This is a genomic window from Rhodopseudomonas telluris, assembly GCF_042432815.1.
GTDB lineage: Bacteria > Pseudomonadota > Alphaproteobacteria > Rhizobiales > Xanthobacteraceae > Rhodopseudomonas > Rhodopseudomonas telluris.
The window spans coordinates 1-20866 of the sequence record NZ_JBHLWM010000012.1 but is presented as its reverse complement, the minus strand read 5'-3'; the positions used below and the strand labels follow the sequence as shown (position 1 = coordinate 20866).

Genomic DNA, 20866 nt, shown 5'->3' with positions numbered 1-20866 from the left:
CCGGATGGACGGACTCGCCGCTGAAAATACCCCCATCGGCCCAAACGACAAGGCTAGATCGGCCCGTCCGGGGCTTTGTCACGGCTTTATCAGGGCGCCTGTCGCTTAAGCACCATCCGCCACTTATGCACCTCCCTCCCCACCACCCCCGCCAACGCTTCCGGCGTGCGTTGGTCCGGAGCCGGAACTATGGCGCCGAGCCCGATCATGGGCTCGCGCACTTCGGGCTGATCCAGGGCCTGAACGATCGCCTTGTTGAGGATCGCGATGACGGCTGGAGGGGTGTCCTTCGGCGCGAACAGGCCGTTCCAGGCCTCCACCTGGAACTTGGGTAATCCGGCTTCCACGGCCGTCGGCACCGACGGCACCGCCGGGTCGCGCTCGGGGCCGGCGACCACGTAAGCCTTGATCACCTCGGTGCGCAGCGGCAGCACCGCATTCACCATCTGATCGCACATGTAATCGACCTGCCCGGCGACCAGCGCATCCATCGCCGGCCCGGTGCCGTTGAACGGCACGCCCGTCGGACTGATCTCGAGAAGGTGGTTCAGCAACGTACAGGCCGTGTAGGACACCGAGCCGACCCCCGCATGGGCCAGATTGATCGTATCCTGGTGGGCACGAACGTAGAGGATGAACTCGCGGAGATCGGCGGCCGGGAATTCGCGGCGCGCCAGCAGCAGCACCGGCATTCGCGCCACCAGCCCCACCGGCGCGAAATCGACATCCGGCCGGTAGCCGAGTTTCGGGTAGAGCGCGACGGCCGCCGCGTGGGTCCCCATATGGCCGAGCACCAGCGTGTAGCCGTCCGGCGTCGCCTGCGCAGCCTTCAGCGATCCGACGGTGCCGCCGGCACCGACGATATTGTCGATCAGGATCGGCTGGCCGAGTGCCTTGCCCATCTGCGCCGACACGATCCGCGCGACCACGTCGGTCGGACCGCCCTTGGCGAACGGAACGATCAACGTGATCGGGCGCGACGGATAGCTGGCGATCTGGGCGGAAGCCGGAGCAGTCAGCAGCAGCGGAAACGCCAGGACGGCGGCCAGGGCCGCCACGCCTCTCAGCGCCGTCGCGCGCGCGAACGCAAGCATGTCCCGTCTCCGGCTGAATGGGTTGGTGATATCCAACCAACCGGACGGAAATCAATCGAATCGGACAAATCCGCTGCTGTCCGGCGCGCCTGCCGCCCTTCGCGCAGGCAGGCGCCGACGGCCAGGGCGATGGGCTGAGGCGCGGCTCAGTTCGCCGCGGCCTCCTTAAGCACCGGCGTCCACTTGGCAATCTCCGACTCGACCAGCTTGCCGAGGGCCTCCGGCGTCCGCTCGGACCGCTCCGGAATGACGCTACCGAGATCGAGCAGCCTCTTCCGGACGTTTTCGTCATCAAGCGCTTTCACGGCCGCCGCATTCAGGGCCGCGACGACCGGCTCCGGCGTCCCCTTCGGCGCGAAGATCGCGTTCCAGGCCTGCGCCTTGAATGCCGGCAGGCCGCCCTCGGTCGTGGTCGGGACGTCCGGCAGCGATGGGTTGCGGTCCGGGGTCGCGATCGCATAGGCCTTGATGGTGCCACCCTTGATCTGCGGGACGGCGTTGACGATCTGGTCGCACATGAAGTCGACCTGCTTGCCGACCAGCGCGTTCATGGCCGGTCCGGTACCGTTGAACGGCACCCCGGTCGGCTTGATGCCGAGCACCGAGTTCAGCAATTGGCAGGAGACGTGCGAGACCGAGCCGACGCCGGCGTGCGCCTCATTCAGCTTGTCGCCGTTGGCCTTGGCGTAGGCGATGAATTCGGCGAGGTCCTTGGGCGGAAAGTCGGTCCGCGCCAGGATCAGGATCGGCGTGCCGGCCAGCAGGGAGACCGGGGCGAAGTCTTTCCGGGGATCGTAGGCCAGTTTCGGATACAGCGGCACGGCGGCCGCATGGGTGCCCATGTGGCCGGTGATGATGGTATAGCCGTCGGGGTTGGCGCGCGCCGCGCGGGTCGTGGCGGTGGTGCCGCCGGCGCCCACCACGTTCTCGATCACGATCGCCTGGCCGAGCGTCGTCGACATGTGCTGCGCGACGATCCGCGCGATGACATCGGTCGGACCGCCAGCGGCGAACGGCACGATCATGGTGATCGTCCGGCTCGGATAGTCCGCCGCGACCGCTGGCGTCGCGAGAATGGCGCCTGCCGCGAGGGTGTAGCGGCCCAGCCTTAGCAATCGAGCAATCAAATTCATGTCGTGGCGTCTCCTGCCCTGTCGAATTGTTGTTGCGAGCAACAACAGCGTAACGACTATCAGCCGGCCAGAGTGGCTTAACGCCGCAGGTTGCCGGCTCAGCCCTCGGATTCGACGAATACCTCGTCGCGCTTGCGCCGCAGCGACGGCAGCACGGCGAGGATCAGCAGACCGGCCGCAATCGCAAGCAGCGTCGCCGACAGCGGACGAGTCACGAACACCGTCGCGTCGCCCCGCGAAATCAGCAGAGCGCGGCGCAGGTTCTCTTCCATCAGCGGCCCCAGCACCATGCCGAGCAACAGCGGCGCCGGCTCGAAATCGTGCTTGACCAGCCAATAGCCGACCAAGCCGAACACACCGGCCAGCACCACGTCCATCGGCGCGTTGTTGACCGAGTAGATGCCGATCGAACAGAACACCACGATCGCCGGGAACATGAGCCGATATGGCACGCGGAGCAACCGCACCCAGATGCCAACCATGGGCAGGTTGATGATCAGCAGCATCAAATTGCCGATCCACATCGACGCGATCATGCCCCAGACCAGCTCGGGCTGCTTCTGCATCACCTGTGGGCCGGGCACGATGCCGTGGATGGTCATGGCGCCGACCATCAGCGCCATCACGGCGTTCGGCGGGATACCGAGCGTCAGCAGCGGGATGAACGAGGTCTGCGCAGCGGCATTGTTGGCGCTTTCCGGTGCGGCCACGCCTTCGATCGCACCGCGGCCGAAGCGCTCCGGGTGGCGCGAGATCTTCTTCTCGAGCGTGTAGGCAGCAAACGACGCAATCACCGCGCCGCCACCCGGTAAGATACCGAGGATCGAGCCGAGGATAGTGCCGCGCCCGATCGCCGGCGCCGAATCGATAAGGTCTTTCCGGGTCGGCATCAGGCCGGTGATCTTGTTCTGCACCAATTGGCGGTCGGACTCGGCGCCGGTATCCAGATTGCGGATGATTTCCGCAAAGCCGAACACGCCCATCGCCACGGTAGCGAAGCCGAGGCCGTCGGCCAGTTCGGGAATGCCGAAAGTCATCCGCGACGCGCCGGTCTCGATGTCGGAGCCGACCATCGACAGCAGCAGGCCGAACACGATCATCGCGATCGCCTTCAGCACCGAGCCCTTGGCCAGCACCACCGCGAAGATCAGGCCGAGCACCATGAGCGAGAAATACTCGGCGGGGCCGAACGCCAGCGCCAGCTTCGTCAGCGGCGCGCCGAGCACCGCGATCAGCACGGTGGCGGCGCAACCGGCGAAGAACGAACCGATGGCGGCGATCGCCAGCGCAGGGCCGGCGCGCCCCTGCTTCGCCATCTGGAAGCCGTCCAGTGCGGTGACCACGGATCCGGCCTCGCCCGGAATGTTGACCAGGATCGAGGTGGTCGAGCCGCCATATTGAGCGCCGTAATAGATGCCGGCGAGCATGATCAGGGCGCCGACCGGCGGCAGGCCGAAGGTGATCGGCAACAGCATCGCCACCGTGGCGATCGTGCCGATGCCCGGCAGCACGCCCACCAGCGTGCCGACCAGCGCTCCGACGAGGCAGAGACCGAGATTGACCGGAGAGGCTGCGACCTGGAAGCCGAGCGCGAGGTTCGAGAACAGATCAAGCATCGCGCACTCACCGCATCAGGAAGCTGGGATACAGCGGCATCGGCAGGCCGAGCGCGTAAGGGAACAGCAGGCTGCAACCGGCGGTCAGCGCGATGCCGACGATGATGGTTTCCTTCCAACGCGTCTCGGGTGTGCCGAGGGCGGCGATCAGGAAGCTGGCAAACGCGGAGATGATCAATCCGAGCGGACGAATTGTCGCAGCGAAGGACAGGATTGCAAGGCCGATGAAGAGCGGTCCACGCCAATGGAATTTGGCCATCGGCGCGCCGTCCATCAGCACGCCGGTTGCCGCCAGCGCCAGCCCGAGCCCGAGCAGCAACACGGAGAAGATCCGGGGCGCCGTGCCGGCACCAAACGAGAAGCCCTGCATGCCCTGAAGATCACTCGACGCCCATAGCGCAAAGGCTGCGACAACCGCCAGCGCGAGACCGCCGACGAAATCCTGCGGCCCGCGAATCCATTTGGGAAATACGGATTTCTCCGAGAGCTCGCTTTGCGCTTCGCTCATTACACCCTCCCCATTGTCGTTGTCGCGCCCGATTGTTTGGTGGGCGGCATTGCTATCTTGCCTACCCATTTTCGTCACACAACGCCAGCGAAACCCAGAACGCCACCGGCGATCAGCAACCACAACGGGTTCATGCGTGTGACCCCGGCCACGACCGCGACGACCAACGTCACCACCGCCGCAGCAATCGACCGATCGGAGGTCATCGCCAGGACGAAACCGCTCGCACACATCAGGCCGATCGACAGCGGCACCAGCGCGGCCTGAATGATTGCCGGCCAAGGCGAATGGCTCGAGCGGCCGAGCACGCGGCTGACGAAATAGGCAAGCGCCGCGGTCGGGCCACACATCGACAGCGTCGCGACCATCGCACCGACGACGCCGGCAACCTGATATCCGATCAGCGTCACGATCAGCACGTTCGGACCGGGCGACAGTTGCGCGATCGCGTAGGCATCGGCAAATTGCAGATCGGTGAGCCAGTGATGGACATCGACGACGACGCGGTGGATTTCCGGAACGGCCGCATTGGCGCCACCGATCGCGAACAGCGACATCAAGCCGAACGTTGCGGCAAGCGAGCCGAGTGATGAATCCTCGCCGCTCATCGGGTACGCCGCGCCATCGCGTAGCTCGCACCGATGCTGAGCGGCACCATCACCGCCAACACCGCCGGCAGCGGCAGCCGCAGCACGCCGACCGCGACGAACACCGCCGCCAGCAACGCCAGCGCCACAGGGTTACGCTTGCGCAGCAGCGGCAGCAGCATCTTGAACGCGACGGCGAACAACAGGCCGACCGCCACGCAGGTGACACCTGCGAGCGTGCGACGCAATGCCTCGATCTCACCATAGCGGGCATACAGCGCGGCCAGAGCCGTGACGATCACCACCGGCGGGGCGAGCAACCCGGTTAACGCTGCGATGGCACCAGGGATGCCGCGGAAGCGAGCGCCGAACACAACCGAAAGGTTGACGATGTTCGGGCCCGGCAGAAAGTGACAGAGCGCGAAGGTCTCATTGAATTCATCCGCCGTCATCCAGCGGTGCTTTTCGACAATGCCGCGCCTGGCCCAGACCAGCACTCCGCCGAAGCCCGCCAGCGACATCTGCGCGAAGGCAAGAAACAGCTCGCCCAGCCCCGGCCTCGGAACCGGAGCCGCGTCGTCTGCAATAACCGCAGAAGGATCGGCCATGGCGAAGCTGTAGAACGGCCGTCGATGGTGAGCCATCGCTTTTTGCGAGCCGCAGGCCGTTCTGCACACCGCGGAGGATTTGCGGCGAATGCTCTTCCGCCTCCGCCCGTCGCCCCCTATATTGGGAACGTCGGGGCAACCCGACTATGGAAATAAATGGCCGCCGTAATAAACCATTCGGACCCGGGGGCAGTACCCGGCGCCTCCACCAAAGCCCGTGATTGCGACCACCATCGCGCGGGCTTCGGCGGGGGCGAAACAGGATCGACGAGGGCGTAAAGGGCTCGCTTTTTCCCGGTATTGTTCCGCCGTTATCGGGCTACTGCAATAGTTGCCAACGACAACTATGCTCCGGTTGCTCAGGCTGCGTAACGCAGTTTGAAAGACCAAGTCTAAAGTCCTAACGGGTTAAGCTCCGTTAGGCGGGGTTCGGAGGCACCTGGCAACAGAAGCCTCCACTCAATCTCCCGCCGCGCTTCCCAAGCGCTATCGACAGCGCCAGGATGCCGTTATCCAGCAGCGAATGGCTGCTGACCCCGGATCGCTGCCGAGGTAGCATCCTCCGAGCAGACGCGAGTCGGGTCGGACGGAACCGGTCAGTGTTGACGGCGCCGGCGGGCACAGCGCCAAGACGGACAATGTCCAGACGGACAGAGCCCGGGCGAGGCAAAGGCAGACGGACGAGGCACAGGACAAGTCATGGCCACCGATCACATCCGATACGACGTCCTCGCGCGAGAGGCATTGCGTGGCGTGTTGCGGACCGTCCTGACAGACGTGGCCCAGCACGGCCTGCCGGGCGAACATCATTTTTTCATCACCTTCCTCTCCAAGGCGGACGGCGTGAAGCTGTCGTCGCGGCTGCTGGCGCAATATCCGGAAGAAATGACCGTGATCCTGCAGCATCAGTTCTGGGATCTGGTGGTCACCGAGGATCGCTTTGAGGTCGGACTTTCGTTCGGAGGCATTCCCGAACGGCTCGTGGTGCCGTTCTCGGCGATCAAGAGCTTCTTCGATCCGTCGGTGCAGTTCGGCTTGCAGTTCGAGGCCGGTGACGGTTCGGCCGAAGGCGCCGACGACGCCGAAACGGACAATGCGGCCGCGACGCCGGTCCCTGCCCTGCCCGCAGCGGCTGAACCGGCGGCGGCCGAGACGGTCGCCGAAGCGCCGGCGAAGTCGGAAGGCGCTGAAGTCGTCCGACTGGATCGATTCCGGAAGAAATAACCCTGGCGTGAATTGCGCAATCGCGCCGCGGACGGCAACGTCCCGCGGCACTTCTGCACGACTCCCAACGTCACAGAGAGGACGATCGCCATGGCGCTTAAAACGGCGGCGCGCAAATCTACGGCCCGTAAAGCGACCACCAACCAGACGGCCGCAACCCGCACCGAAACCGACAGCTTTGGTCCGATCGAGGTCGCCGCTGACCGCTACTGGGGCGCGCAGACCGAGCGCTCACGCCAGAACTTCAAGATCGGCCACGATCGGATGCCGATCGGCCTGGTTCGTGCCCTCGGTATCGTCAAGCTCGCCGCGGCCGAGACCAATCGCGAACTCGGACTGCTCGATCAGCGCCGCGCCGGCGCGATTGTTCGCGCAGCACGTGAAGTGATCGGCGGCGAACTCGACGATCACTTCCCGCTGGTGGTGTGGCAGACCGGATCGGGCACCCAGACCAACATGAACCTCAATGAGGTGATCGCCAATCGCGCCAACGAACTGCTCGGCGGCGAGCGCGGCACCAAGAAGCCGGTGCATCCCAACGATCACGTCAACATGAGCCAGTCGTCGAACGACTCGTTCCCGACCGCGATGCATATCGCGGCGGCCCAGGCGATCGTCTCGGATCTGCTTCCTGGACTGGAGACGCTGCATGACGCGCTGCGCAAGAAGGAGAAAGCGTTCGCCTCGATCGTCAAGATCGGCCGCACGCATACCCAGGACGCCACCCCGCTGACGCTCGGCCAGGAATTTTCAGGCTATGCGGCGCAGGTCGCCAGCAGTCTGGCGCGCCTCAAGCTCGCGGTGAAGGAGCTGTACCCGCTGGCTCAGGGCGGCACCGCGGTCGGCACCGGCCTCAACACCCATCCGAAGTTCGCAAAGGCGTTCGCCAAGCGCGCGGCGGCGCTCACCAAGCTGCCCTTCGTCACCGCGCCGAACAAGTTCGAGGCGCTGGCCGGCAACGATGCCTACGTCTCCGTGCACGGCGCGATCAACGCAGCCGCGACCGCGCTGTTCAAGATCGCCAACGATATCCGCCTGCTCGGCTCCGGCCCCCGCTCCGGCCTCGGCGAACTGATCCTGCCGGAAAACGAACCTGGCTCGTCGATTATGCCGGGCAAGGTCAACCCGACTCAGTGCGAAGCACTGACGATGGTATGCTGCCAGGTGTTTGGTAATCACACCACACTCACCGTCGCGGGCAGCCAGGGACATTTCGAGCTGAACGTGTACAAGCCGGTGATGGCACATGCGATGCTGCAGTCGATCGGACTACTCGCCGACGCCGCGCGATCGTTCACCGCAAACTGCGTCGACGGAATCCGGGCCGACGAGACGCGTATCACCGAACTGATGCAACGCTCGCTGATGCTGGTGACCGCGCTGGCGCCCAAGATCGGCTACGACAATGCAGCCAAGATCGCCAAGGCGGCGCACCAGCGCGGCACGACGTTGAAGGAAGAGGCGCTCAGGCTCGGTTTGGTCACCGACGCGGAGTTCGACCGCCTCGTTCGCCCCGACAAGATGACGCATCCGGGCTGACCCGAACTGGTACAGCGCCACAAAAAATGCCATCTGGGAAATTGATGTAAATCATATCCCTTACTCGCCCGGATTGATCAACTTGTTCCTGCGGTGTTGCGGTTTGGTTGTTCAATCCGTCTCGGCGGAGCAGATTTAGCAACATCTGCAGCGGTAAGGACTGTGTTCTTGATGGTGATCGAGCCGCCTATGGCTTCGTGCATTTATGCCCGGCCCGTAAGCGACGCCCGTTGCCGATTTAGTCGATAATGGGTGCACGTTATGGCGGATGTGGTCAATTTTAAACGTTTCAAGAAACGAGCTGGGCGGGAAGCAGCCGCTCAGCTCGCCGACGTCAACCGTGCACGATTTGGCAGAACCAAATCGCAGCGCGCTCTGGACGATCATCGGGTCAGCCGCGCCAATGAACTGCTCGATCAACACAAAATCGGTGGCGAGGACGCGTCATGAAATCGCCGGTGGTCAAACGGTCGATCGTGGTTGCGGGCCACAAGACCAGTGTCAGCCTCGAAGAGGCGTTTTGGAACGGCATGAAGGAAATCTCCAGCGTGCGGGACATGACTTTGTCCGAGCTCGTTGGTGAGATCGACGGCAACCGTCAGCAGGGCAACCTGTCCTCGGCGATCCGCCTGTTCGTGCTGGATTACTTCCGCAGTCGCGCTCTGCAGCAAACTCCGCAGCCCGCGGTCGAAGCCAAGGCAGATAGCAGCATCGTGGCGCACTGATCGCTCCGGCGATTGGTGCGCTGATCAAAAGGCGCCTCGCGAACTATTCGGGGGCGTCAGGTCGAGCGGTGGACGCGACCGGGCCGGTCGTGCATCTCCCGGCGCAGGCTTGATCTCCACCGGCGGTGGCAGCGGCGCGACCTTTTCGCGGGTGCTGATCAAGCCGTCGTTCGACGATGGCCCCTTCGGCACTGCCCCGTTCGTCGCCGTCCCGCTCGGTGTCGTCCCGTTGGATGCTGCTCCGTTGGACGCCGCTCCTCTGACGGCCGGGCTCGGCGCTTGAGGAGACGGAGAAGCTTGGGCAGGCTTTTGCGGCGCAACGCGTGGCTTCGGCTGAGGCTGCGTGTGGCGAGGGTCGGCATCCGGTAGCGGGACCGGCGCCGGAGGAGTTGCTCCTTGCCGCCCACTGTCACGGCCGCCGTCCTCCTGCGCGCGGTCGCTTGGCGCGCTGGCGCTGTTCTGTTCGGTTTTGGCTTTTTCGACCTGTTGCTGCCCAGCCGCCGCCGGGGCAAGCGGGCCATTCTCCGGCTTCGCCGCCGTCGCGTCGCTGCCGGCCGATTGCGGCGCAGGCGATGATCCTGCTCCCGACTCCCCGGGCCGCCCGACCGACAGAACTGGGGGCTTGGCCTCCTGCTCGAGGCTCTGCAACTTCTTGGTCTCGCGCTCGATTCGTTTCACGGTCAGCCATGACGACAGCGCCGCAAGATCGACGGTGCGAGTCAGCCGATCCGGCGGCCCCGCCGCAAAAATCCTGATTTCCGGCGGCAAGCCCGGCCCCGCTCCGATCATGGCCAGCGTGGCGCGGATATCGGCCTGCCCGGCGGGGATGTCGTAGCCGCCAGAGATCACCGCGCGTGCGGTCTTGGTCTGCAGCGTCGTCGGCGCAACCCGCAACCGGCCGTCAGCCAGACTGATCGGCATCTGGACGCCATCGACTGCAAACGTGCCCGCCGCCAGCACCGGCTCGACCATTTTGGTCAAACTGTTGTCGTCAACCGGCTTGGCCGACTCGCCCGCCCTGAGCGCCACTTCGAACGCCTTCGGATCGAGCCCCGGAATCTGTGCCCGCTCCAGCGTCAGCGTGCCGCCCCCCGCCAGAGCGCCGCTCAGCGCCGAGGCGCTACGGCCGATGCTGTCGAGCGTCAGCTGCAGCGACGCTTTTGCTGCCGGCACGACTTGATCATCGTATCGCAAGGCAGCGGCGCTGGCGCCGCTGACCGCGAGATTGGCGTCGAGCGTAACGCCGGCATCGCCCGGCCGCGCATGAAGCAGCACCTTCGCATCGCCGCCCCCGAGCTTCCCCTTGGCGTCGAGCGTAAGCGTGCGTCCGTCATGGCGCAACACGCCGCCCAGCGGCTGCAATTCGGCACCGCCCGGCAGTGTCGCCCGCAGCGCCTGAAACGTAAGCTTGCCGCGCCAGCCGCGCAGCAGACCCGGGCCGAGCGGCTCTGCCGGATCATGGCCGGTCACGCCGAGCCCGACCTGCAGCGCCGGCCCGACCGCCAGCGCATCCAGCCCCACCTCGCCATCGACGCTGACGTCGTCTCCGAGCGTCAGCGCCATGCGGCCACGCAAGCGCGAACCACCCACGCCGGCATCGATCTCGCTGAAGCTCCACTGCCGGCCGGCGATCGTGAGCCGCGAAGTCGCGTTGATCCGCGCCGCGCTGGCCTCCGGGCCGCTCAACTCGAGCAGCGGCGCCAGATCCAAACGGCGCGCATTCAACGACAGGGTCGCCTTCGGCTCGGCGGCCCAAGGCTCGACCCGGCCATCAGCCTCCACATCGAACTCGGCTGCGGCGAGTCGCGCCTTCAGCTTCAGCGCTCCCTGCCAGGTGCCCGTCGCAGTCGCGTCCAGGGTTCCGCCGCCCTCGCCAGCCGCAAAGGTGCGCGTAAGACCCACCAGCCCGAGCAGATCGCCGCCGCGCGCGGCGCTGAGCTTGCCGTCGAGACTGACATCGATCTTGCCAAGCGCAGCGGCGTCGAGTTCACCGACGTCGGCCGCCTTGGGCGACGCCTTGAGCGTGACGCGGCCGTTGATCTGCGGCGATTCGATTTCGACCACGCCGCCGGCATTCACCTGCCCGGCTTTCGCCTTGTCTGTCTCGAGCGTGAGTGCGAGCGATGCCCGCGCAGCGCCTGGCGCAGAGCCAAGCGCCTTCAGCCGCGCCGCAGCCGCCGGTGCAAACGGCTCGATGACCTCGGCGATCGGACCGAGCGACGGCGCACTGGCCTTCAGGTTCAGCCGACCGGTGGCCCGACCACGGTCGAGCGCACCGTCACCTTCCAGGGTCACGCCGCTGGTGCTTCCGGCGCGAAGCTGTTCCAGCGTCAACGTGCCCGGCCCATAACCGAACTTGGCAATCAGCGGTCGCCAAGTCTGACCGCCCGATCGCGATCGCGCTTCTCGGACATCGAGCGCGATATCGGCCTGCGCCGGCCAGCCGTCGCGCGGACCCGCGAGCGAGTTCACCAGTCCCGATGCGCTGTCGAGATCGACCCTGTCACCGGCCAGCGCAGCCTCGATCCGTCCACCCTGCTCCGCGGTCGCGCCACGATAGATAACGCGGCCCCGCAGCGTGCCACCATCGGCCTCGATCGTCAGCGGATCGACCGCGACGCCGCCGGCGGAGGCGACGACGTTCCCCTGCACGTGCAGCGGCTTTTGCGCACTGCCGGCCGTCGGAGCACGGCCCTGCAACCAGGCGCTCAGCAGATCCGGATCCGCTGAGTCGAGTAGCAGCGTGCCCTTGAACTGATCGGCACCGCCGGCAGCGGCATCACCGCTCAACGCCAGCCGAGAACCGCCCGGAGCCCGCAGATCGAGACGCTCGACCCTCCACGCCTCGCCTTCCGTGCGCAGCTCCGCCGTAACATCGGTCACCGGCCGGCCGCCGAGCATGATCTGCTCGGCGTCGAACATGATTTTCATCGACAGCGGCGGGCGCGGCAGATCGCCGGCCAGCGCGCGGAGCCGCGGCAGCCAAGCCTCGCTCGTATCGGAGGCCAGCAGCCGGTCGCCGTCAAGCTGGCGGCCCGTCAGCTTGGCCGAGAGCAGCGGCGCGGCTCCGAGCCGAAGGTCGCCCGAGCCGGCGAGTTTCACGGCGCGCTCCTCCGCCCCCCATGAGGCCTCGAGCTGATCGAGGACAACGAGCGCCGGCGCGGCCTTGACCTTGGCCGAGATGCGCCATGGAGCGCGCGGCGGATCGGTCGCGGCGGTCGCCGAGAGCGTCGCTGTGCCGTCGAACCGCGGCGAGCGGGCCTCGAAGCTCAAGAGCCCGTCGAGATCGGTTGACAGCCCCGTGCCGGCCCGCTCGACGCTCAGCCTCAGGCGCGTGCCGCCGCCGTCCGTCGCCCGGCCCGCGGACAGACGAAAAGGATAACGGTCGCCCTTGAGGGTAAAATTGCCGTCGCCGCGAAGCGCGCTGGCTTGCGCGCGCAGGTCACCGGCGAAAGCGATATCGCTCAATTCGATGGTGGAGCGGCTGGCGGCATCGTGCAGCGCGATCCGGCCCGTCACATTGAGACGGTCGATCGTGAGCGCCGCGAGGTTGGACAAACCGGAGGCCGGCCAGTCGAGCCGGCCGTTGCTGTCGAGACCGAGATCGAGCGAGAGCCCGTTGACCGACAGCTCGTCGGCGCGCCACTCCCCCCGCATCAGCGAACCAAGGCTGAATTCGACGTCCAGCTTGGCGGCGCGGATTCGGCCGGCGTCATTGGCACCGCCGACCGTGACGTCGCGCAGCCGCAACGTCGGCGTCGGCAGCAATCGGGCATCAAGCGGACCGGCCACCCGGACCGGCGCTCCGGCCAGACGCGTAGCCTCGGCTTCGAACTGATCGCGGAACTGGTTCCAGTCGATCACAAACGGGCCCACCAAGGCGGCAAGCAGCGCCAGGATCAGCGCAAGGGCCAGGCCGAGCAAGGTGGTCTGCAACGCGGTGTCCCCTCGGGCGACCAGCCGCCCAGGCCAACGATGAAGGCAATGATCAAGACAGCGATCAATACTCCCGTGTTTTCAACGCGTAACAACCAACTATGGCGAACTCACAGCAATTTATCCGCGAGCCGGCGCGATCACGAAAACAACAATGCTTCAAATCCCTTGCGGCAGGATCTTGCCGGGATTGAAGATGTTCTGCGGATCAAGCGCCTGTTTGACCGCACGCATCGCCTGCAGTGCTTCCAAGCCAAGTTCGCCTTTCAGATACTTCTGCTTGCCTTGGCCGACGCCGTGCTCGCCGGTGCAGGTGCCATCCATCGCCTGTGCGCGCTCGACCAGCCGGTGCATGAATTCGTCGGCCCGCGCCAGTTCGTCGGCGTCGTTGACGTCGCACAGCAGTGAGCAATGGAAGTTGCCGTCGCCGACATGGCCGACGATGGGCGCCAGCAACCCAAGTCGCTGCATGTCCTGCTCGGTCTCGGCGACGCAGTCCGCCAGCCGCGAGATCGGCACACAGACGTCGGTCGCCACCACACCCACCCCGTCGCCGGGCCGTAGCGCCCGCACCGACCAATAGGCATCGTGCCGGGCCTGCCACAGCTTGTTGCGATCCTCGGGGCGCGTCGTCCAGGTGAACTCGCCGCCGCCGCAATCCTTGGCGATCGCGCCAAAATTCTTCGACTGTTCGCCGACTTCGACCTCGCTGCCGTGGAATTCCAGCAGCAGTAGCGGCGTCTCCGGCAGCGTCAGCTTGGAATAGGCGTTGACCGCCTTGACCTGCGCCTCGCTGAGCAACTCGATCCGCGCCAGCGGGATGCCGGTCTGGATCGCCAGGATCACCGCCTGGCAGGCGTCGGTGACCGTCGGGAACGAGCACGATGCCGCCGCGATCACCTCGGGAATGCCGCGCAGTTTGATGGTCAGTTCGGAGATGATGCCGAGCGTGCCCTCCGAGCCGATGAACAGGTGCGTCAGGTCATAACCGGCTGAGGACTTCTTGGCCCGGGTGCCGGTGGTGATGATTTCGCCGTCGCCGCGCACCACCTTCAGCGCCAGAATGTTGTCGCGCATCGTGCCGTAGCGGACCGCGTTGGTGCCGGAGGCGCGGGTCGCCGCCATGCCGCCGAGCGAGGCGTCGGCGCCGGGATCGATCGGGAAGAACAGGCCTTGGTCGCGCAAATATTCGTTGAGCGCCTTGCGGGTGACGCCGGGCTGGATCACGCAGTCGAGATCCTCGGCATGTACAGCCAGGATCTTGTTCATGTCGCGCAGGTCGATACAGATGCCGCCAGCCGGAGCGTTGACGTGGCCTTCCAGCGAGGTACCGGTGCCGAACGCGATCACCGGGACGCGGTGCTGCGCGCAGATCCGGACGACGTCCTGAATATCGGCGGTCTCCTGAGCCATTACCACGGCATCCGGCGGCTGGTTCGGCAACCATGTCGTGGTGTGGCCATGCTGCTCACGCACGGCCAGCGAGGTAACGAGGCGGTTGCCGAACCGGGCTGCGAGCGCTTCAATGGCGCTGGCGACCGCCTGCGGTTCTGCATGCTGCGGAATGTTGGTGATGGTCAGGCCCACGATAAAAATCCTCCGGCTCGGATCGACCGTGGCAAAGGATACCGGAGGGGTCAAGGGAGGCAGGATTGACTTTGGAAGTAGATCGCAACGTCGAAACCGTCAGCATTGCGGCGCCGTTCATTACGTCGGTGATGCAGATCGAGCCGGGCTGGATCGACTACAACGGCCATCTCAACATGGCCTACTACAACGTGCTGTTCGACCGAGCGATTGATCAGATGTGGATCGAACTGGGGATCGGTCCCGATTATCTCAAAACCCGTGGCGGCTCGACCTTCACGGCCGAATGCCATGTTCGCTATCTACGGGAAGTGCATCTCGGTGACCCGGTTCGGGTGCACGTGTACTTGATCGCCGCCGACGAGAAACGCATCCACACCTTCGAGGAATTGCGCCACGCCGACGAAGGCTGGCTGTCGGCCACCTCGGAAAACATGGGAATGCACGTCGACATGAGCGTTCGCAAGGTGGCGCCGTTTCCGCCCGATATCCAGGCGAGGGTCGACCGGGTGGCTGCCGCGCATCGTGCTCTGCCAAAACCCGAGGGCATCGGACGCAGCGTCGCGATGCCCTCGAAGCGCGGTTAGTTGCCGGCGGTTAGACCCGGCTGCGGCCCCGCACCAGGCCGACCACAGCCGAGATCAGGAACAGCACGATCGCAATGAAGAAGATGATCTTGGCGATTTCGATCGAGGCGCCGGCAATGCCGCCGAACCCGAGCAGACCAGCGACCAGCGCGACGATGAGGAAAGTGACGACCCAACCCAGCATGACATGCTCTCCCTTCGCTTCGGAAAATCCCGCGGGGGATATCCCTTGACATTTGGCCCGGCTGCGAGAAGCCGCACCGACTGAGCAAACAATCCGGCGCTGGAACGAAAGTTCCGGCGCTTAGGCAACCGGAAATACGAGACTTTTTTGGTCGCGGCTGGAACGAGTCCGCTACCGATGCGCGACTATGCAGCCGGAAGCCTGTCACCCACGGCGATCAGCGCCTATATGGCCGGATATCCTGCTAAGAAGGCTCCCCTTCCCGCACCCGCGGTGCCATCGTGGGGCAAAGACGATTCGCATGACTGAACCGAACAAGCGCGCCAACCTCGACCTGACCGGCTATCAGCCCGCCGCTGGCGGCATCGCCGCGCGCGCCCGCGCCGCGGCGGCACCGGCCTATTTGTCGGGCCTCAATCCGGAGCAGCGCGACGCCGTCGAGACCCTCGACGGGCCGGTTCTGGTGCTGGCCGGCGCCGGCACTGGCAAGACCCGCGTGCTGACGACGCGGATCGCCCACATTCTCTCCACGGACCGCGCACGCCCCGCCGAAATCCTGTCGGTGACCTTCACCAACAAGGCGGCGCGCGAGATGAAGCTGCGGCTCGGGCAGATGCTGGGCCAGGCGGTCGAGGGCATGCCGTGGCTCGGCACCTTCCATTCGATCGGCGGCCGCATCCTGCGCTATCACGCCGAGCTGGTGCAGCTCACCTCGAACTTCACGGTGCTCGACACCGACGACCAGATCCGGCTGCTCAAGCAACTGCTCGCCGCCGACAATATCGACGACAAGCGCTGGCCGGCGCGGATGCTCGCTGGCCTGATCGACGGCTGGAAGAACCGCGGCCTCACGCCCTCTCAGGTCCCGGCCGGCGAGGCCGCCAGCTTCGGCAACGGCCGCGGCGGCAAGCTTTATGCGCAATACCAGGAGCGGCTGAAGACACTGAACGCCGCCGACTTCGGCGACCTGCTGCTGGAAAATATCCGGCTGTTCCGCGAACACCCCGACGTGCTGCGGCAGTACCAGAACCGCTTCAAATTCATTCTGGTCGACGAGTATCAGGACACGAACGTCGCGCAATATCTGTGGCTGCGGCTGCTGTCGCAGACGCCGTCTGCCCCGTCGTCATTGCCGGGCTCGACCCGGCAATCTATCCCTTCACAAGAAGATGGATCACCGGGTCTCGACGCTTCGCGTCGGTCCGGTGATGACGTCGGACCGAGTGGCAACGCCGTCGCCCCATCCGCTCCGCCCAAGAACATCTGCTGCGTCGGCGACGACGATCAGTCGATCTACGGCTGGCGCGGCGCCGAGGTCGACAACATCCTGCGCTTCGACCACGACTTCCCCGGCGCCAAGGTCATTCGCCTGGAGCGCAATTATCGCTCGACCGGACACATCCTCGCCGCCGCGTCGCATCTGATCGCCCACAACGAGGGCCGGCTCGGCAAGACGCTGCGCACCGAGGACGTCGACGGCGAGATGGTCACCGTCACGGGCGCCTGGGATTCGGAAGAAGAGGCACGCGCGATCGGCGAAGAGATCGAGCAGCTGCAGCGCCAGGGCCACAAGCTCAACGAGATCGCCATCCTGGTGCGCGCTTCGTTCCAGATGCGCGAGTTCGAAGACCGCTTCGTCACCCTCGGCCTGCCCTATCGGGTGATCGGCGGCCCGCGGTTCTACGAGCGCGCCGAAATCCGCGATGCGTTGGCGTATCTGCGCGTCATCAACTCGCCGGCCGACGACCTCGCCTTCGAGCGAATCGTCAACGTGCCGAAGCGCGGCCTCGGCGATGCGACCGTGCAGCTGCTGCATGACCACGCGCGCAAGCGGAAGATGCCGCTGTTCGAAGCGGCGCGGATGGTGATCGACACCGACGAGCTGAAGCCCAAAGCGCGTAGCTCGCTACGCGGCGTCGTCGAGAACTTCGAACGCTGGCAGGTGCAGCGCGACGCGCTGCCCCACACTGAACTCGCCGAGATCGTGCTCGATGAGAGCGGCTACACCGAGATGTGGCAGAAGGACCGCTCCGCCGACGCCGCCGGCCGGCTGGAAAACCTGAAAGAACTCGTTCGCTCGATGGAGGAGTTCGAAAACCTGCAGGGGTTCTTGGAGCACATTTCGCTGGTGATGGATCGCGAGGGCGGCGCCGACGAAGACGCCGTCAGCGTGATGACGCTGCATTCCGCCAAGGGCCTCGAATTCGAAACCGTGTTCCTGCCCGGCTGGGAAGAAGGCCTGTTCCCGCACCAACGCGCGCTCGACGAACAGGGCCGCGCCGGGCTGGAAGAAGAGCGTCGCCTTGCCCATGTCGGCATTACGCGCGCGAGGCGGAGAGCCAAGCTCTACTTCGCCACCAACCGCCGCATCCACGGCACCTGGAACACCACCATCCCCTCGCGCTTCCTGGATGAGCTGCCCTCGGCCAATGTCGAGATCACCGAGTCGAAAGGCGGCTCAGGCTGGGGCGGCATGAGCGGCTATGGTCCGTCACGGTTCGACAATGTCGAGTCGTTCGGATCGAGCTATTCGACACCCGGCTGGCAGCGCGCCCAGGCGCAGCGCAGCCGCAGCAGCGGCGGCAGTAACGGCGGCCGCAGCGGCGGCTTTGGCGAAAGCGGCGCTTCCTACTCGTCCGGCAGCAACCGCCGCGCGCCCTTCACCATCGAAGGCGAGCTGGTCGCCAAATCGACCGGCGCCGATTCCGACTTCACCTTGAACGACCGCGTCTTCCACCAGAAGTTCGGCTACGGACACGTCACCAAGATCGACGGCAACAAACTCACCATCGCGTTCGACAAGGCCGGCGAGAAGAAGGTGGTCGATAGTTTCGTGGATCGGGTCTAGAGGGCGCGATGGCTCACTACGTCGCCTTGATCCGCGAACACGCAGACGGCAGCTACAGCGTGTCGTTTCCTGATATTCCCGGCGTCGTGACCGCGGGCGAGACGATCGAAGAAGCCGAGGAGGAAGCGGCGGAACTTCTCGCTTTCGCGGCCGAGGACCCGGACGGCGCGATCATCTTCAATCCGCCGCGCACGATCGACGAACTGAACCAGGATCCGGCCTTCGTCGCCGCCAGCAAGGACGCGATTGTGGCCCTGATCGCGTATTCCCCCGACGACCACGCGACGGAGTGATCACGTCACCTCGTCCGTCATTGCGAGCGCAGCGAAGCAATCCAGAGCTTCTTACGTGACGCCGGATTGCCTCGTCGGCCTTGCCTCCTCAAAATGACGGGGAGAGTTCGGACCTGAGCAGCCGGCGCAACGAAGGAGGTCACCGCACCAAACGCCGGAAACATTTCCCGCGCGGAGCCCTCCCCCTGTCGGTTGCGCCCCGTCTCCCTCGTCCTTATGTAACCCGCCCGCGTGAGCGGCTGCGCCCGCAGCCGTGAATTGCTGCGCCCACCGCTGACGAGCCCTCATGGCCCCGATCATTTCCGTCACGAATCTGAGCAAGACCTACGGCACCGGCCGCAAGGCGCTCAACGCCGTCAATCTCGACATCATGGGCGGCGAGATCTTCGCGCTGCTCGGGCCGAACGGCGCCGGCAAGACCACGCTGATCGGCACGATCTGCGGTCTGGTCAATCCGACCACCGGCAGCGTCACGGTCGGCGGCCACGACATCGTCAGCGGCTACCGGGCCGCACGATCGATGATCGGTCTGGTGCCGCAGGAGCTGCACACCGACGCGTTCGAATCGGTATGGGACACGGTCAGCTTCTCCCGCGGTCTGTTCGGCAAGCCGAAGAACCCGGCGCATATCGAGAAGGTGCTGCGCGACCTGTCGCTCTGGGACCGCAAGGACAGCAAGATCATCACGTTGTCCGGCGGCATGAAACGCCGGGTGATGATCGCCAAGGCGCTGAGCCACGAGCCGCAGGTGCTGTTCCTGGACGAGCCGACCGCGGGCGTCGACGTCGAACTGCGCAAGGGGATGTGGGAAGTGGTGCGCGCGCTGAAGGCGACTGGTGTCACGATCATCCTGACCACGCACTACATCGAGGAAGCTGAGGAGATGGCCGACCGCGTCGGCGTGATCAACAACGGCCAGCTGATCCTCGTCGAGGAGAAGGCCGCCCTGATGCAGAAGCTCGGCAAGAAGCAGCTCAAGCTTTATCTCGACGACCCGCTCGGCGCGATCCCGCCGCAGCTCGCCGCCTATGATCTTGCTCTGTCGGACGACGGCAGCAAGCTGATCTACACTTACGACACGCGCGCCGAGCACACCGGCATCACCGCCCTGCTCGCGGATGTCCGCGCCGCCGGCATCCGCTTCCACGATCTCGACACCAGCCAGTCGTCATTGGAAGAGATCTTCGTCAGCCTGGTGCACGCATGACCATGAACTTCCGGGCCGTCAAGGCGATCTACCTGTTCGAAATGGCGCGCACCTGGCGGACGTTGATGCAAAGCATCGTGTCGCCAGTGCTGTCGACCTCGCTGTATTTTATCGTGTTCGGCGCAGCGATCGGCTCGCGTATCAATCAGGTCGAGGGCGTCAGCTACGGCACCTTCATCGTGCCCGGCCTGATCATGCTGAGCGTGCTGACGCAGAGCGTCGCCAACGCCTCGTTCGGCATCTACTTCCCGAAATTCACCGGCACGATCTACGAGATCCTGTCGGCGCCGGCTTCATTTCTGGAGATTGCGCTCGGCTATGTCGGGGCCGCGGCAACCAAGTCGATCATTTTGGGACTGATCATCCTCGCGACCGCGGGCCTGTTCGTGCCGCTGCACATCGCGCATCCCATCTGGATGCTGGGCTTTCTGGTGTTGACGGCTGTGGCCTTCAGCCTGTTCGGCTTCATCATCGGTATCTGGGCCGACGGCTTCGAAAAGCTGCAGGTGGTCCCGCTGTTGATCATTACGCCGCTGACGTTCCTCGGCGGTAGCTTCTATTCGATCTCGATGCTGCCGCCGATCTGGCAGACGATCGCGCTGTTCAACCCAGTCGTATATCTCGTCTCCGGCTTCCGCTGGAGTTTCTACGAGATTGCCGACGTCGACATCACCATCAGCGTCGCCGCCACCTGCGGCTTTCTGATCGCCTGTATGGCCGTGGTGTGGTGGATCTTCAAGACCGGCTATCGCCTGAAGGCCTGACAGCTCTCCGCCGCATTAACGGCCACTGGGCAACGCGCGTCCGTTCAGTTTCCGCGTGGGTAACTTGTTTCTGCCGACTACGTCACGATGGGGTCCCGCCTCACGATCGGCATGACGTGGAGCGAAGAAGCGACACGCTTCGATCATGCGAGTTTTCGGTCAGCTTGGATTGAGCCCGGAGAAGCCGCGCATCATCAACGATGGCGTAACGCAGCCTCAGGGGGACGGCGCTCGGAGGCGCTTCGCGCCTTCACACCACGGCTCCGCTCGTTGCGAGAGCTCCGGATTGCCTTCGCCAACCATAAAGCGATCGGGTGCGAATTGCTCCGCGGCCCGTCTCGGGTATCGCGTCCTTTCAAACGCGAAAACGCCGCTTCCGTTTGGGAAGCGGCGTTTTGCGATTGGTGTGTTTGATCATCGTATTTG

General features: G+C 65.2%; 18 protein-coding genes and 1 other RNA gene. 10 read left to right on the top strand and 9 right to left on the bottom strand.

The genetic code is table 11. From position 1 onward, the window contains the following. Positions 1-89: 89 nt before the first annotated feature. The 6 genes from ACFFJ6_RS23950 to ACFFJ6_RS23925 all read right to left on the bottom strand — a co-directional run bounded on the left by ACFFJ6_RS23950 (position 90) and on the right by ACFFJ6_RS23925 (position 5546). On the bottom strand, positions 90-1094 hold the full coding sequence (locus tag ACFFJ6_RS23950; RefSeq protein ID WP_378392662.1) for a tripartite tricarboxylate transporter substrate-binding protein: 1005 nt from the start codon (positions 1092-1094) through the stop codon (positions 90-92). 146 nt (positions 1095-1240) lie between these two features. Next, the gene (locus ACFFJ6_RS23945) at positions 1241-2227 is read right to left on the bottom strand and encodes a tripartite tricarboxylate transporter substrate-binding protein (protein ID WP_378392660.1); all 987 of its coding nucleotides are present in this window, start codon (positions 2225-2227) and stop codon (positions 1241-1243) included. A gap of 98 nt (positions 2228-2325) precedes the next feature. Next, positions 2326-3843 carry a tripartite tricarboxylate transporter permease gene (locus ACFFJ6_RS23940; RefSeq protein ID WP_378392658.1) on the bottom strand — a complete coding sequence of 506 codons (1518 nt, stop codon included), beginning with the start codon at positions 3841-3843 and terminating at the stop codon, positions 2326-2328. A gap of 7 nt (positions 3844-3850) precedes the next feature. Then, entirely contained in the window at positions 3851-4351 is a 501-nt protein-coding gene (locus ACFFJ6_RS23935; protein WP_378392656.1) for a tripartite tricarboxylate transporter TctB family protein, read from the bottom strand. Positions 4352-4425: 74 nt separating this feature from the next. After that, positions 4426-4959, bottom strand: coding sequence for a chromate transporter (locus ACFFJ6_RS23930; protein ID WP_378392654.1), 534 nt, complete (start codon positions 4957-4959; stop codon positions 4426-4428). After that, the gene (locus ACFFJ6_RS23925) at positions 4956-5546 is read right to left on the bottom strand and encodes a chromate transporter (protein ID WP_378392652.1); all 591 of its coding nucleotides are present in this window, start codon (positions 5544-5546) and stop codon (positions 4956-4958) included. Before ACFFJ6_RS23925 ends, ACFFJ6_RS23930 begins: the two co-directional genes overlap by 4 nt. A 90-nt stretch (positions 5547-5636) precedes the next feature. Between ACFFJ6_RS23925 and ssrA the strand changes: the two genes are divergently transcribed. The 5 genes from ssrA to ACFFJ6_RS23900 all read left to right on the top strand — a co-directional run bounded on the left by ssrA (position 5637) and on the right by ACFFJ6_RS23900 (position 9034). Further along, positions 5637-6006: a transfer-messenger RNA gene (gene ssrA, locus ACFFJ6_RS23920) on the top strand. 239 nt (positions 6007-6245) lie between these two features. Further along, a complete protein-coding gene (locus ACFFJ6_RS23915) occupies positions 6246-6770 on the top strand; it encodes an SspB family protein (RefSeq protein ID WP_378392650.1) in 525 nt (174 codons plus the stop codon). Between the two features lie 90 nt (positions 6771-6860). After that, entirely contained in the window at positions 6861-8309 is a 1449-nt protein-coding gene (gene fumC / locus ACFFJ6_RS23910; protein ID WP_378392648.1) for a class II fumarate hydratase, read from the top strand. A gap of 261 nt (positions 8310-8570) precedes the next feature. Then, positions 8571-8759, top strand: a complete 189-nt coding sequence (locus ACFFJ6_RS23905; protein WP_378392646.1) for a DUF4169 family protein — start codon at positions 8571-8573, stop codon at positions 8757-8759. Further along, the gene (locus tag ACFFJ6_RS23900) at positions 8756-9034 is read left to right on the top strand and encodes a ribbon-helix-helix domain-containing protein (RefSeq protein WP_378392644.1); all 279 of its coding nucleotides are present in this window, start codon (positions 8756-8758) and stop codon (positions 9032-9034) included. The genes ACFFJ6_RS23905 and ACFFJ6_RS23900 overlap by 4 nt, the downstream gene beginning before the upstream one ends. 24 nt (positions 9035-9058) lie before the next feature. Here the strand turns inward: ACFFJ6_RS23900 and ACFFJ6_RS23895 are convergent, their stop codons facing one another. Next, positions 9059-12970 carry an AsmA family protein gene (locus ACFFJ6_RS23895; protein ID WP_378392642.1) on the bottom strand — a complete coding sequence of 1304 codons (3912 nt, stop codon included), beginning with the start codon at positions 12968-12970 and terminating at the stop codon, positions 9059-9061. Between the two features lie 159 nt (positions 12971-13129). After that, entirely contained in the window at positions 13130-14557 is a 1428-nt protein-coding gene (locus ACFFJ6_RS23890) for an FAD-binding oxidoreductase (protein ID WP_378392640.1), read from the bottom strand. 65 nt (positions 14558-14622) lie between these two features. Here ACFFJ6_RS23890 and ACFFJ6_RS23885 point away from each other — a divergent pair, with 65 nt between their 5' ends. Beyond that, positions 14623-15144 carry a thioesterase family protein gene (locus tag ACFFJ6_RS23885; protein WP_378392638.1) on the top strand — a complete coding sequence of 174 codons (522 nt, stop codon included), beginning with the start codon at positions 14623-14625 and terminating at the stop codon, positions 15142-15144. 10 nt (positions 15145-15154) lie between these two features. Here the strand turns inward: ACFFJ6_RS23885 and ACFFJ6_RS23880 are convergent, their stop codons facing one another. Further along, complete coding sequence (locus ACFFJ6_RS23880; RefSeq protein WP_378392636.1) at positions 15155-15328, bottom strand: DUF1328 domain-containing protein; 174 nt, start codon at positions 15326-15328, stop codon at positions 15155-15157. 301 nt (positions 15329-15629) lie between these two features. Here ACFFJ6_RS23880 and ACFFJ6_RS23875 point away from each other — a divergent pair, with 301 nt between their 5' ends. The 4 genes from ACFFJ6_RS23875 to ACFFJ6_RS23860 all read left to right on the top strand — a co-directional run bounded on the left by ACFFJ6_RS23875 (position 15630) and on the right by ACFFJ6_RS23860 (position 20440). Beyond that, positions 15630-18176 (top strand): ATP-dependent helicase, encoded by a 2547-nt coding sequence (locus ACFFJ6_RS23875; RefSeq protein ID WP_378392634.1) that lies wholly within the window; start codon positions 15630-15632, stop codon positions 18174-18176. 8 nt (positions 18177-18184) lie between these two features. Beyond that, positions 18185-18469 (top strand): type II toxin-antitoxin system HicB family antitoxin, encoded by a 285-nt coding sequence (locus ACFFJ6_RS23870; protein ID WP_378392632.1) that lies wholly within the window; start codon positions 18185-18187, stop codon positions 18467-18469. A gap of 286 nt (positions 18470-18755) precedes the next feature. Then, complete coding sequence (locus tag ACFFJ6_RS23865) at positions 18756-19676, top strand: ABC transporter ATP-binding protein (RefSeq protein ID WP_378392630.1); 921 nt, start codon at positions 18756-18758, stop codon at positions 19674-19676. A 2-nt stretch (positions 19677-19678) separates the two neighbouring features. After that, positions 19679-20440: an ABC transporter permease gene (locus ACFFJ6_RS23860; protein WP_378393160.1), complete on the top strand. Its 762-nt coding sequence runs from the start codon at positions 19679-19681 to the stop codon at positions 20438-20440. Positions 20441-20866 lie beyond the last annotated feature (426 nt).

Excerpts from the sequence above, each read along its gene's own strand:
- ACFFJ6_RS23950 (WP_378392662.1), bottom strand. The coding sequence starts at position 1,094 with ATGCTTGCGTTCGCGCGCGCGACGGCGCTGAGAGGCGTGGCGGCCCTG.
- ACFFJ6_RS23945 (WP_378392660.1), bottom strand. The coding sequence starts at position 2,227 with ATGAATTTGATTGCTCGATTGCTAAGGCTGGGCCGCTACACCCTCGCG.
- ACFFJ6_RS23940 (WP_378392658.1), bottom strand. The coding sequence starts at position 3,843 with ATGCTTGATCTGTTCTCGAACCTCGCGCTCGGCTTCCAGGTCGCAGCC.
- ACFFJ6_RS23935 (WP_378392656.1), bottom strand. The coding sequence starts at position 4,351 with ATGAGCGAAGCGCAAAGCGAGCTCTCGGAGAAATCCGTATTTCCCAAA.
- ACFFJ6_RS23930 (WP_378392654.1), bottom strand. The coding sequence starts at position 4,959 with ATGAGCGGCGAGGATTCATCACTCGGCTCGCTTGCCGCAACGTTCGGC.
- ACFFJ6_RS23925 (WP_378392652.1), bottom strand. The coding sequence starts at position 5,546 with ATGGCCGATCCTTCTGCGGTTATTGCAGACGACGCGGCTCCGGTTCCG.
- ACFFJ6_RS23915 (WP_378392650.1), top strand. The coding sequence starts at position 6,246 with ATGGCCACCGATCACATCCGATACGACGTCCTCGCGCGAGAGGCATTG.
- fumC (WP_378392648.1), top strand. The coding sequence starts at position 6,861 with ATGGCGCTTAAAACGGCGGCGCGCAAATCTACGGCCCGTAAAGCGACC.
- ACFFJ6_RS23905 (WP_378392646.1), top strand. The coding sequence starts at position 8,571 with ATGGCGGATGTGGTCAATTTTAAACGTTTCAAGAAACGAGCTGGGCGG.
- ACFFJ6_RS23900 (WP_378392644.1), top strand. The coding sequence starts at position 8,756 with ATGAAATCGCCGGTGGTCAAACGGTCGATCGTGGTTGCGGGCCACAAG.
- ACFFJ6_RS23880 (WP_378392636.1), bottom strand. The coding sequence starts at position 15,328 with ATGCTGGGTTGGGTCGTCACTTTCCTCATCGTCGCGCTGGTCGCTGGT.
- ACFFJ6_RS23875 (WP_378392634.1), top strand. The coding sequence starts at position 15,630 with ATGACTGAACCGAACAAGCGCGCCAACCTCGACCTGACCGGCTATCAG.
- ACFFJ6_RS23870 (WP_378392632.1), top strand. The coding sequence starts at position 18,185 with ATGGCTCACTACGTCGCCTTGATCCGCGAACACGCAGACGGCAGCTAC.
- ACFFJ6_RS23865 (WP_378392630.1), top strand. The coding sequence starts at position 18,756 with ATGGCCCCGATCATTTCCGTCACGAATCTGAGCAAGACCTACGGCACC.
- ACFFJ6_RS23860 (WP_378393160.1), top strand. The coding sequence starts at position 19,679 with ATGAACTTCCGGGCCGTCAAGGCGATCTACCTGTTCGAAATGGCGCGC.